Raw genomic sequence first — 12,166 nt, 5'->3', positions numbered from 1 at the left:
ATCAGGATGTCCACCGCGTCGGCGCGGATGCGCTCGGCCAGCGCCGCGTCGCTCAGACCACGGGTGTCCACCCAATGGTCGAACCAGCCCCGGTAGCGCTCGGTCACCCCATCGCCACGCGCCAGCTCGGCGTAGGCGATCAGCTCCAGCGCGCCATGGTCGTGATGCGCCAGCAGCGGCTCGAGGAAGGAGCGCAGCGAGTGCGCGCGCAGGTCCGCCGAGACGTAGCCCAGGCGCAAACGACGCTCCGGATCCCGATCATTACCGTGACCACGCCAGCCCGTGCGCAGCGGCGCGCCAAAGCGGCGCTCGTAATCACGATACGCCGCGAAGATCTCCTCGGCCGATTTGTCCGGATGGTAGTTCAACGTGAAGAGCAGGCCGCCGTAGGCGACGACATCGTCGGGCTCGAGGGCCAACGCTTGCCTGCGGCAGGCGATAGCCTCATCGACCTCCCCGAGATCCTGCAAGACGCCGCCCAAATTGCTGAGACAATCGGCCGAGCTGGGCTGGAGCGATAGCGCACGTCGGTAATGCTCGACCGCCTCGCCCAACTGGTCCAGATCCCTCAGGGTATTCCCTAGGTTGTAGTGCGCCAGCGCGAAATCCGGGGCCAGCGCGATTGCACGACGATAGCAATCCACGGCTTGCTCCAGCCGCTCGAGCGAGACGAGCGCGTTTCCGGCGTTGCTGTAGGCCTGCGCGTAGCTCGGACGAGCCGCGACCGCGCGGGCATAGCAGCCCAAGGCCTCCTCGACCCGGCCTATCGCGGCCAAGGCATTACCCTGGTTGTTATGCGCCTCGGCATGTCCTGGCTCGATCGCCAGCGCGTGCGCGAAGCACGCCAGCGACTCCTCCGTGCGTCCGAGCCCCATCAGGCAGCTGCCCAGGTTATTGTGGGCATCCGCATACTCGGGCGCGACTGCCAACGCACGTGAAAAGCAGCTCAGCGCCTCGTCGCGGCGCCCCATCTCAGTGAGCAGGTTGCCCATGTTGTTGTGGGCAAGCGCGAGATTCGGCCTGATCTCGACCGCCAGACGGTAACCGCGTAGCGCCTCCTCGAAACGCCGCTGCTCATGCAGGATCAGCGCCGCATTGTAATGCGCCTCGGCATAGTCCGGTCGGAGCGCGACAGCCCGCTCGGCAAACGCATGCGCCTCGTCCAATCGACCGACGCGCTGGAGGGCCGTCGCCAGACTATTGAGACTCTCGGCATCCCCTGCGTCCAGGGCAACGGCACGACGCAGCACGGATAGGGCGGCATCATGACAGTGGCGCTGCGTCATGATGGTGCCCAATGCCTTCCAACCGAAAGCATCGCTCGGATGGCGCTCGGTTAGACCACGCGCGGCGGCTTCGGCCTCCTCCAAACGCCCCGCATCGGCGAGCGCGGCCACCATCTCGCGCGCTTGCCGCGAAACCACGGCCGCGGCCGCGGCTGCGGCGTCGCCAGGATCTCCCCGAGGGGAGATCGCCGCCTGGATCTGCGTCCGAAGCTCGCGCGCCGACGGTAGCTCCAGTCCCAGATTCTCCGCGCGATCGACGACCCGCAGCGCCTCGTCGGGCCGTAGGGCGGCCAGGAGCGCGAGCGCTAGCCCACACCAATAAACCGCTTTGTCAGGAGCAAGCTCCACGGCGCGCCTGAGCAGCTCGAGCCCAGGCTCGCTCAAGCCCCGCTCGACCAAGAGCGCCCCTAGGCCGTGACACGCCTCGGCGTCGGCGGCGTCGACCGCCAAGACCGCACGATACAGATGCTCCGCGACATCCAACCGCCCGGCCCCGTGCTGAGAAACGGCCTGTGCGAGCAGTGACTTGGTATCGCTCGCCTGATTGGTATCGCTCATCTGGGTCGATGTGCGGCGACAGGTCAAGACAGGCGTCTCAGATAACCATCGGGCGCGACGGTCGACAGGAGCTTGTCGGGGATGCTGGTGTCGATCTCGAACTCGGGATGGTCCGCGAGAAAGGCATGCACCGCGCTCTTGGGGCTGTTGCCGCGTCCCCAAGGCCGGCCGGGGAAGGTCGCCTCGGGCAGATCCTCGATGACGGTATCGAGCACGACGCAGTAGGCGCCGACGCCGACCAGCGGCGCATAGGCCATCAGCTCCGCCATGACGTGGTCGTGGGTATGGCTCGAATCCAGGCACACCATAACGCGCGCATGCTCGGCGGCCAGCTCCCGCGCCCGGGCCACGACGTCGTCGGCGATGCTCGAGCCTTCGATCATGCGGATGCGTGCAGACAATGGATGCGCCTCGATGGCGACACGGTTGTGCGGGCGGATGTCGATGTCCACGCCGAGGACGGTGCGCCCCGGTCGGCGCGGATCGAGCACGCGCCCCTCGGCCGCGGCATCGGCCAGGTCGAGCAGCGCGAGCATGGACGCGCTGAAGACCAGCGATCCGCCGCGCGCGATTCCGGTCTCGATGATGAGGTCGGGACGGGTCGACCAGATGATCTCCTGGAGCGCGGCCATGTCCTGGGGGTACTGGATGATCGGGAGCCCCAGCCAATCGAATTGGTAGGAATAGCGCGCGCGCAGCGTCTCGCCCAGGAAGCTTCGGGCGGAGTCCTGCAACGCCCGGTCACGGCGGTAATGCTCGAGCCGCTCCTCTCGCTCGGATAGAAAGATGGCGCGATCGTCGGTCATGACGGAGTCCTTCGAGCTCGATGGATCAAACCGTGCCTATCCGGTCGCCTCCCACACCATGCCGCGGGTCCCGCAATGCGGCCGATTTTTCTCATGCACTCGCCGGTCCAGGGGTCTGACGGCTCGCGGAAGTGGCTTGTGCCGCACTTTCGGCTCGAAAACACAACTAGCATGGAATCGTTGGGTAGCAACCGGATAGGCATGGATCAAACAACGCGGGAACGCCCCTTGATCCCTGCGTCGCGGAGGTGCCTCGACATCCCGTCGAGATAGCCGGAGCGCGGCAGCAGCAACAAATCGTCGTCGGTGAGGCACGTTAGCTCCGCCGGGGAGCGGATCTCCATGCCAGCGACCCTGCGGCCGATCTTGGCCGGGGAGGCGTCGAACAGCATCGCCAGGCGCGCGCGTATCTCCTCATGCATCCCCATGATCAGCATGGCGTACTGCGAGCAGCCCCAGAGCGCGAGCCGTCCCGACGTGGACAGCATCTCAGCGACCTGCGCCGCGGCCAGAGGGCGTGCCGGCAACCGCACGTCGAGCGCCCTCCACCAGTCGTCGTCGATGGACGCCGGACGCTTGTCGGTACCGCCACGCGCTCGGCATACAAGATACAGGCATTCACACTTAGCCCCATGATCGGGGTCAAAGGACCACTGGCCCGAGCGCGACACTTCGAGTCCGGCGCGCTGCGCCAGCGTCCGCAGAGACCGTTCGGTGAAGTGGTTGATGTGCTCGAAGAACAGCCAGGACCAGGGGAGCACGCTCTCGAGCATCGCCAGGGCATTAGGCACCTCGATGAAGAAGCGCGCGTCGTCCGCGGACTTCTCGACCAGCATGCGCAGCTCGGCCAGCGGATCGTACAAGTGCTCCAGGACATGGCTGAGCACGACCAGATCGGCCCCAGCGTCGTCGGGTACATCGGCCACCCCGGGATAGACATCGACCAGCCCCCGACACTGGATCGACTCGCGACAGGCATCGGACGCCTCGATGCCGATCAGCTGGCTGGAACCGGCGCGATAGAGCCACTCGAGCCAACCGCCCTTCCCGCAGCCGACGTCGAGAACCGTCCGCACGGCGTCGCCCTTTCCCAGACCCAAGCAGTCGAAGAGTCGCCGGTAACGGCGTCGCTCGCCCTCACTCTCGCCACCGGAGCCGGGGGTCTGCGAGGTCGCATAGTGGTCGTTGGCCCGATAATAGGCGAGCAGCGCATGCGGGCCGCCGTCCGGCCGATTGTAGACCATGCCGCAGCCCGCGCAGGCGACGAGCGGACTCGCCCCGGAGAGCGCAGTGTCGTCGAACAGCTCATAGCGCAGCGGACGCAACGGGCGCGACGCCGGATGCCCGCATAGCGGACAGGGACGCGCGCATCCCGTCATCGATTCGGCACCTCGGCACAGCCGCGCCGCTCCCCGTCCCCCGTCTCGCCGGAGATCTCGCGCCGGGCCGCCGCCTCGATACGCCCCGCCCACTGCGGACAGACGAACAATCCGTTGGCGGTCCAGGCCGCGTCGGCGCTGGTGTAGGTGAAGGGCAGCAAGTCCCAGAGCCGATAGTTAAAGGCCTCGAACAGAGTCAGCAATTGGAGCAGCGTCGCCTGGCCGACATAGGTCTCGGCCAGCATGACTTCCAAATAGACCAGCCCGACCCTGGCATGGCCCAAGACCCGCTGTGCGCCCCGCAAGACATTCGGCTCGGCGCCCTGGACATCGATCTTGAGAATGTCGATCCAGTCCAGTCCCAGCTCCTCGCAGTAACGATCGAGCGTTGTGCAGGGCACGCTCAGCTCGCTGAAGTCGTACTTGTCGTCCAGGCTCAAGGCCCGCAGCCAGGACTCAGGCCGCAGCAGCGAGCTCAGCTCGCTGCGCTGTGTGGCATAGAAGGGGCTGGAGCCCTCCCGGTCGCTCAGCGCGAGATTGCGCAAGAAGACGCCTGGCTGGCCGCGGCAACGCCCGGCCAATGTCTCGAAGGCCGCGGGGCTGGGCTCGAAACAGTGAAGGGTGGATTCCGGACACGCCGCACGGTAGCGCTCGACGCTCTGGCCAACATTGGCGCCGACGTCAAAGATCACCGGCGCGGCAACACCGCATCGCGCGAGAACCCCGAGCTGGCGGTCGAAGATCGCCGCCTCCCGTTCTTCAAGATAGACGCTCAACGACGACTCCCGACTTCGAAACCACGGGCCGCGGGGCCGAACGCCCGACGGCCTCGATATGATCGTCAACAGGCCGCGACTTGGACGCGCCCTGCCCCACTCGGCTGCTTCTTTCGCTGCCATGCTTGCAGATGCCGCCGGCTCACCGCGTCGAAGGCGGTCCGCCATCTCGACAGATCATCCAGCGACAGTGCATACGGCTTCAGATAGAAGGCGCTCGATTGATTGTCGAGCCCATAGTGGCCAGACCAAAGTGCCGTGCGCTCGACCTCGCCGACAAACAGACCGTCGCGCATCGCCTGCTCGAACACGCGGGTCCCCGGATAGGGGATCAAGGTGAAGATGTCGACCAGATCGACGCCGAGCCGTTCGATCATGGCCATGGTGTCCCGCAGGGTCTCGTCGGTATCCTCCGGGAAGCCCATGATGAACACCGCCCGCACGAGCACGTCGAACCGCCGGTAGCTCTCGACCACCTGATAGATCTTGTCGGTCGCCAGCCGCTTGCCGATGATCCGATTTCTCATCCGCTCGTTGCCGTGCTCGATCGGCATCAGGGTATAGACGCACCCTCCGGCGACCAGCGCCGCGATGACCTCATCGTCCAGGGTCGCGATATGGTATCCGCTGAAGGATTCGAACTGGATGTCCAGATTGCGCCGGACGATCTCGTTCATGATCGCCAGGATATGCCGCTTCGAGACCGTGAGATTGTCGTCGACGAATCCGAAGTAGCGATGACCGAAATGCTCGACATGGAGCGCAATCTCATCGACCACCGCGCTCGCTGACCGACGGCGATAGCCACGCCCATTCACCTCGATCGACGAGCAGAAACTGCAGTGATAGGGACAGCTGCGTGAGGTCTGGATCGGGATAGAGATACGAATGTCGTGCTGCTTGGGGTTGTGCCAATTCGAGTGGTCCCGGTAATACGCGGAAAAGTCCGCTAGGTGCCACGCCGGGTGGTAGATCGCATCGAGATCCTTGTTGAACGTCTTGCGCTCGACGAGACGGGTTTGCCCGTCGCCATCGCGCCAGCCGAAGGCCTCGATCTCGGGGGCAAAGTCATCCCATTGCTCGCTCAGGCCGGATACCAGCTGCACGATCTGCTCCTCGCTCTCGCCGATACCGACGTAATCGATCTCGGGGCAATGATCGAGGATATCCCTGGCGAACAGGGACGAATGGCAGCCACCAATGGCGATGCGAAGGCTCGGGAATCTCGCCTTAAGTCGCGCCGCCGCCTCCTGGAAGAATGGGAAGTGGCCGGTCGTCAGGCAGGAGAAGCCCACCAGGGTCGGCTCTTGGCCGATCTCCGAGGCGATCAGATCGATGTAATGGCCGTCTTCATCGTCACCGATGCCGTCGCGATGGAGATTGAGGTCGAGTATGCGCGAGGCGTAGCCCGCCTGCTCCAAGGCGCCCGCCAGCAGCAGCAGCGACAGCGGCGGCGCGATATCGATCCGCGAGACCGATCGCGGCTGATACGAAGAGGTCAGGATCACATCGACCATCAGTCGGCCCCTCCGTCGATCACCACGATCGAGCCATTGATCATCGGACTGTCGACGAGACAGAGCGAGACGGCGTACTTGGCGACATCCGCGGACGGCACGAACCTCCCATAAGGCATGCCCTCGAGAAAGCGCGCATGGCGCTGCGGGTCGCGCGCGCGCAGCCGATCGGTGTAGCTGCCGGGATGCTCGAGCATGCCGGGAAGGATCGCGAAGATGCTCAGTCCGTCCTCGGCAAAGGATTTCGCCGCATTCTTCACATAGGGAATGATCGCTGCCTTGCTCACTAGATAGCCCGGCGGTGCATCGTAGTGCAGCGAAGAGGTCGAGCCGATGTGCAGAATCTTGGCGGATAGCTTGGTCAAGTCGTCGTAGAACAAGGCGTTCAGCTCCACGGCCACCTCGAAATTGAGCCGGAACGAGGGCCTTAGCACCTCGCGCGGTGGATTCTTGCGGTCGCCCCGGATCCCGCCGCCGAGATTGTGAGCCAGATAACGGGGAATCGCTCCGCGATCGGACACATACTCATAGAGTTGCGCGGGGGCTGAAGCCTCGGTGAGATCCCCGGAGAAGGATAGCGGCGTCAGCCCCGACACGTCCTCGATGGAGCGCGAGGCACGCTGCAAGGATTCGGGATCGCGTCCGGTGAGGATCGGAACGACCCCATGCCGGGCGAACTCGCGGGCAATGCAGTAGCCGAGTCCGCCACTAGAGCCAGTCACCAACGCGTAATCCATCGTTCAGATCCCCCGCTACGAAGATCGGCAGGTGGCATAGAGGATCGTCTCGTTACCGAAACGGTCGTAGGTGCGCAAATGGAACCGATAGCCAAGGCCCCAACGATGCAGCAGATTGGGGATCTCGAAATAGTGGTCGACGTAGTGATAGACGGCCACCGCGAGATCGGGGCGACAGCGCTCGATGGTCCGCCGAGCCCCGGCAAGCGCATCGACCTCGCTACCCTCGATATCGAGCTTGATGAAGCTCGGTGACACACCTTTCAGGCAATCGTCGATCGCGACGCTCTGGACCATCTCCGCGCCGCGCGGATCGAGCGAGCTGCCCGCCCCGCCATGCACACGGTCGGGGGTGAAGCGAAGCGTCCCGGTGTGATGCGAGACCGCGCAAGGGAACAGCATTGCCTGGTCGACGCCGAGATCCTCGACCGCGCGAGCGAGATCCCCGAAATTGCTCGAGTCGGGCTCGAACGCAATATAGGTGCTCGGTACCCCGACCCTTGCGACAAGATTTGCGAGCGTATCGCCCCGAAAGGCCCCGCAATCCATGAACGCTCGGTAGCCTTTGGCCATTTCGACGTCCGATGGGAAATACTGCTCCTGAGGATCGAGAAAGCTGAGGTCGTCGAAACGCCTCAGCGCACAGGCCCGCATGACATTCAGATAGGTCTCGCGGCTCCGCGCGTCCTCGAGCAGATCGGCGCAGGCCATGATGGCGCCCCGAAAATCTTCCATCCGCGGCTCGACACGGCCCGAGGAGCGAATCGCATCCGCCGAGAACGCCTTCTGGATCCAGGGAACGACCGTACGAAAGCCCTCGTCGGCAAGGTGGCGAGCGATGGCCTCGTGCACCTCGGCGCCTTGTACCACGCACACCAAGACCACCGCATCACGCTTCCAGGACGCAGGAAAGGCGGGCTGTCCGGGGGGAAGAATCGGGATGCCCGCATGGTCGGCCGGTAGGCGGCTCGCGCGCGCGTCCAGCATGCACTCCGGCCGCTCACCGAGCCTCAGCAGGATATCGCACGCACATCTCCCAGCGGGGCCGGCCCCATAGATGACCAGGGGACGCCCCCGCCACTCAGAAACAAGCGAGGATAGCGCCGGATTGCGTGCGCTGACATCCAGTGCCTCCCAGATTCCATCTGACCGATGGCCGCTCATCGTCCGTCAGTCCTGCCGGGTGCGACGCGGCATCTCGGCGCCGGGCTGATCGGAGCAATCCAGAAAATGGGCATAGAAGTTATTCAGTCCCAGGCTCTTGCACCGCCTGCAGAGATCGCGATCGGCGAACAGCCGCGAGATCTCACCCATGGAGGAATCCAATAGTCCCCTGTCGAGTCTATACTGTGCGCCGAATACATGCGGACACTGACGGACGGCGCCATCACTGTGGATCACAACCGTGCGCTCGCGAACGCAGTTCGCGGAGCGATTACGACGGCAATCCCGCAGAACCTCGTCGACATCCAAGAGCAGCTCCCTGGAGATCCTAACCAGATCGTCCGGAAGCGGCTGCCCCTCGACATACTCGATGAGGGTATCGAGGGGGTCGATGTAGGCGGCATTGGGCTTGAACAGAAAGCCTTTATCTCTACACAGCGCCGCAATCGTCTCGACGTCGGCGGCATTGTGCCGGTACAGGTGGTAATTCATCTCGACCACCATCCCGGGATGATGGCGACCCCGCAATTCGGCGAGCTGATCGATGTGGCGTGCAACCTTCTCCCAGCGCCCTCCACGATGACTGAGTCCATAGCGCTCGCCGGTTCCGGATAGGGACACGCGAAACCAATCGGGCCGGGCCAGAATCGTCTTCTCGAGGTGTCGGGTGTCGTTCAGGTTGGATGAGATGCCCACGGAAACACCGCGCTCCACCGAGTAGGCGACCATGTCGGGCAGCGCAGGGTTCAGCAGCGGCTCACCCCATGAGTAGAGCTGGACATCCGGCAGGAAATCGACCTCGGCGAGCAGCTTGCTCAGAATGCGACGGTAGAGATCGAGCCCCATCATGTCTTTCGCGAGCGTCCCTCCCGAAAAGTTGCCGTTCGGGCAGCTCGGACACTTCAATTGGCATACGCCCGAGACGTCGATCTCGAAGCTCCATTTCTTGAGCGCGGAATAGAGTGCGTAGTCGCGGCCGATGACATAGCCCTTGCTCAGCAGACTGCGCTCGATCTCGCCCTCGAAGAACATGCTCGTCACCACGACGAGCCAGCCGTCCCGATGGTCGAGCGCATCGGGGTGCAAGATCTTGATCGCATCGTCGCGCGACGACGGCCTGACCGCCTTGTCGATGAATCCGGCGACCCGCACGCCGGCCCTGAGCAGCGCGTCTCCCGCCATCACACCATAGCGACCCGCACCCCAGCAGTAGACCGGGCGATCCTTCGAGATAGCGGCCAAAGTTTGGATATTCATGTCGTCTGCCCTCTGAAAGCCGCAGCGCTCCGCCCCGGTGGCCCATCGACGGCCCCGCCGGATCGCGGCTGACACCCAAGCCGCGTCGGCGGATCTGACCTGGCGTCGGCGCAGCGCGCGGGTGCGAGCGCCCCGGCAATTCGCTCCAACGCCGGATCGTCGAAGAACGCGCAGTAATGGAAGCAAGACCCACGGGTATCGGAGAGACAGCCCCAGGGGAGGCTGCCCCAATCCTCGCGGCCAAGCTCGTCGCCGGCGATCAATCGCGCATAGAGCGGGGCCAGCTCGGTCCCTTGGCAGGCAGCGAGCAGGAGCTCGTGCGGATTCGGATCGTGACGCCTGCTGTCAGGCATCCGGTGACCAGCGGGCGCGCGCGCCATCGTCTCTGAATAGATCCCGTGCCAATCGGCCGTGGTCTCACGCAGTCCCGAGAATGTGGTCGCGGCCGTCGCGCAGCGGGCGCGCTCGATGCTCAAACGGGCCGGATCAGTGGCCAGCTGTCGAAGGGCATGCGCAAAGGCCGCCCCCGATTCCGTCATGATCCCGCAGGATAGGTGCTCGAGCAGCGACCGCTCATTGTCGGTTCCAAGCACGACGGGAGCCGCACCTGCAGCCACGGCCTCGAGCAGCACCTGCTCGCCGGTGCCGTAGTGGTGCGGGCTCAACGGATACGCGAAGACATCGAGACGGCTCATGAGGCTAGGGACGTCGTCGATCGGCCCCAGGATCTCGAAGCGATCCTCGGCGCCAGCCGCCCGCGCGGCGGCGCGCAGCGCCTCTTGGCCGGGCCCGCCGGCCACGACGATGCGTCCCGGCAGGTCAGCCTCCAGACACAGACGGACGAAATCGGGATGCATCTTGATCGGGTCGACGGTCCCCACGTAGCCGACGCGAGTCACGCCATCCAGGCCGTCCGCGCGCAGCGGCATGCTTGGGATCCCAGCGCTGCTGCGCACGACCCGAATGTCGGTGCCGCGCGCGATCGGCTCGACCAGCGCGGGCGCCTTCAGGCTCCAGGGGGTCGCCAGGACCAGCAGATCGGGATAGTCGGCAATCCCCAGCGGGAAGTTTTGCGGGGGATGATGACCATTGACGTGAGTCCAGAGCACACAGCGAAAGAGCGGCAGATCACTGCGGTGCATCAGCGCGTTCAGCAACGGATGGTGCCACCAATGCAGATGGACCAGATCGGTCTCGCCCAGCGCGGCACGGAGCACCGTGTCGTCCCAGTGGAGTCGATCGATCACTTGGACGCCGAGCGCACCCGCCCAGGCGCGGGTCGGCTCCGCCGCGGCCTCGAGACAGGCCAAGCGATGTGCATGACCGCCCTGGCGCTGGCTCTCCGCGATCAGCGCGCGGAGCACGGTCCCGACACCGCCGCCGAAGTGAGGTGCGAGATGCAGCACGCGAATCGTCATGCGGACGCGGCCTCGGACACGGGCTCCATGCGCGCGTAGGAGGCACAATATTGATGGAGGCCGTACCTGGTGCAGCGTCGACACAGATCGGCCGCATGGCGCAGCGCCTGGATACGCTCCAGCGGGATCTCCAGATAGCTCGGGGCGACCGTGTTGCCGACGCTGTCGTAGTACAGCATGCACTGGCTGACCGACGTGTCCCAGTTAATATTGACGCAGCGCAGAACATCGCAGCCGCGATGGCGCTCTCGATACGCCGCCGCGAGCCCATCTTCCAGGCTCACCAAGAGCTGCTCGGCGGCCTGCCGGGCCGGCTCCGGCAAGGGTCGACCCTCACAGTATCCCAGAACGTCGTCGAGCGAGATGAGGTAGGCGGGAATGGGGTGGAGCTCCAGCCCAAGCTCGTCGCATAAGGCCTGAAAGCGAGCGAGACTGTCACCGACGCTGTGCTTGTAGAGGTGGTAATAAACCTCGATCTTCATCTCCGGATGCAGCGTGCGACGCAGGGTGGCGACCTCGCGCAGATGCTCGAGGAAGCGCGGCCAGCGCCCGCGGGCATGTGTCATCTCGTAGCCCTCGCCCCAGCCCGAGGTCGAGATGCGCAGCCACTCGGGACGCGCCGAGAGGATCCGGGCATAGTCCACATCGGCGTTGAGGTTGCTCGAAATGGCGCACAGCACGCCCCGGCTACGGGCATGCTCGACGATCTCCGGCAGCTGCGGGTGCAGCACAGGCTCGCCCCATTGGTAGAGCTGGAGATTGCCGACGAAGGGACTCTCGGCGAGGATCTTGTCCAGCACCAGGCGAAAGGTCTCGAGCGACATCATCCCAAGCTTCCCATCACTGGGCGCGCGACTCGCCCGCGGACAGGCAAGGCACTTCAGATTGCAGACACCGACGATATCCACCGAGTAGTCGACAGGCTTCAGTCGCGAGTACCCAATGAAGTCATCGTGCTCGCCCAGGCCCGCCGCTCTCAGACGCTGCGCGATCTCCGCTTCGAAAAACCAGGAGGCGATGACGACGAAGGGCCGCTGCGACGACGCGACCCCGTCGAGCGCGTTGAGGACCCGCGACGGCTCCGCCACCGGCAGCCCCATGACGCGGCCCGCCAGTCGATCGGCCGCCTGATCCAAAAAGCCAGCCAGCGGCACCCCATGCCCTTGGAGAACGGAGCAGATTCCACGCCCCTGATTGCCCGCACCCCAGATCCACAACGGCCGGGTGGCCGCCGTCGCGCGCAGCTCGGCGAGAACGCCATGCACCTG

10 protein-coding genes are annotated in these 12,166 nt (G+C 64.9%); all 10 read right to left on the bottom strand.

Annotated features, from left to right (window positions below):
- A partial coding sequence (locus tag G3446_RS01385) for a tetratricopeptide repeat protein (protein ID WP_164450596.1) occupies positions 1–1,844 on the bottom strand: 1,844 nt, incomplete at its 3' end.
- A 23-nt stretch (positions 1,845–1,867) separates the two neighbouring features.
- A complete protein-coding gene (locus G3446_RS01380; protein WP_164450595.1) occupies positions 1,868–2,650 on the bottom strand; it encodes a cephalosporin hydroxylase family protein in 783 nt (260 codons plus the stop codon).
- A gap of 206 nt (positions 2,651–2,856) precedes the next feature.
- A complete protein-coding gene (locus tag G3446_RS01375; RefSeq protein ID WP_164450594.1) occupies positions 2,857–4,029 on the bottom strand; it encodes a class I SAM-dependent methyltransferase in 1,173 nt (390 codons plus the stop codon).
- A complete protein-coding gene (locus tag G3446_RS01370; protein WP_164450593.1) occupies positions 4,026–4,805 on the bottom strand; it encodes an FkbM family methyltransferase in 780 nt (259 codons plus the stop codon). The genes G3446_RS01375 and G3446_RS01370 overlap by 4 nt, the downstream gene beginning before the upstream one ends.
- A 65-nt stretch (positions 4,806–4,870) precedes the next feature.
- Positions 4,871–6,322, bottom strand: coding sequence for a B12-binding domain-containing radical SAM protein (locus G3446_RS01365; RefSeq protein ID WP_164450592.1), 1,452 nt, complete (start codon positions 6,320–6,322; stop codon positions 4,871–4,873).
- Positions 6,322–7,059 carry an SDR family NAD(P)-dependent oxidoreductase gene (locus G3446_RS01360; RefSeq protein ID WP_164450591.1) on the bottom strand — a complete coding sequence of 246 codons (738 nt, stop codon included), beginning with the start codon at positions 7,057–7,059 and terminating at the stop codon, positions 6,322–6,324. The genes G3446_RS01365 and G3446_RS01360 overlap by 1 nt, the downstream gene beginning before the upstream one ends.
- 15 nt (positions 7,060–7,074) lie before the next feature.
- The gene (locus tag G3446_RS01355) at positions 7,075–8,223 is read right to left on the bottom strand and encodes an FkbM family methyltransferase (RefSeq protein ID WP_164450590.1); all 1,149 of its coding nucleotides are present in this window, start codon (positions 8,221–8,223) and stop codon (positions 7,075–7,077) included.
- A 6-nt stretch (positions 8,224–8,229) separates the two neighbouring features.
- On the bottom strand, positions 8,230–9,480 hold the full coding sequence (locus G3446_RS01350; protein WP_164450589.1) for a radical SAM protein: 1,251 nt from the start codon (positions 9,478–9,480) through the stop codon (positions 8,230–8,232).
- Positions 9,477–10,898 (bottom strand): glycosyltransferase, encoded by a 1,422-nt coding sequence (locus G3446_RS01345; RefSeq protein ID WP_164450588.1) that lies wholly within the window; start codon positions 10,896–10,898, stop codon positions 9,477–9,479. The genes G3446_RS01350 and G3446_RS01345 overlap by 4 nt, the downstream gene beginning before the upstream one ends.
- Positions 10,895–12,163, bottom strand: coding sequence for a hypothetical protein (locus G3446_RS01340; RefSeq protein ID WP_164450587.1), 1,269 nt, complete (start codon positions 12,161–12,163; stop codon positions 10,895–10,897). The genes G3446_RS01345 and G3446_RS01340 overlap by 4 nt, the downstream gene beginning before the upstream one ends.
- Positions 12,164–12,166 lie beyond the last annotated feature (3 nt).

Origin of the sequence: Thiorhodococcus minor (assembly GCF_010820565.1) — a bacterium.
Classification (GTDB): Bacteria; Pseudomonadota; Gammaproteobacteria; order Chromatiales; family Chromatiaceae; genus Thiorhodococcus; species Thiorhodococcus minor.
The sequence above is the reverse complement of the archived record's forward strand: the minus strand, read 5'-3'. Positions and strand labels throughout refer to the sequence as shown.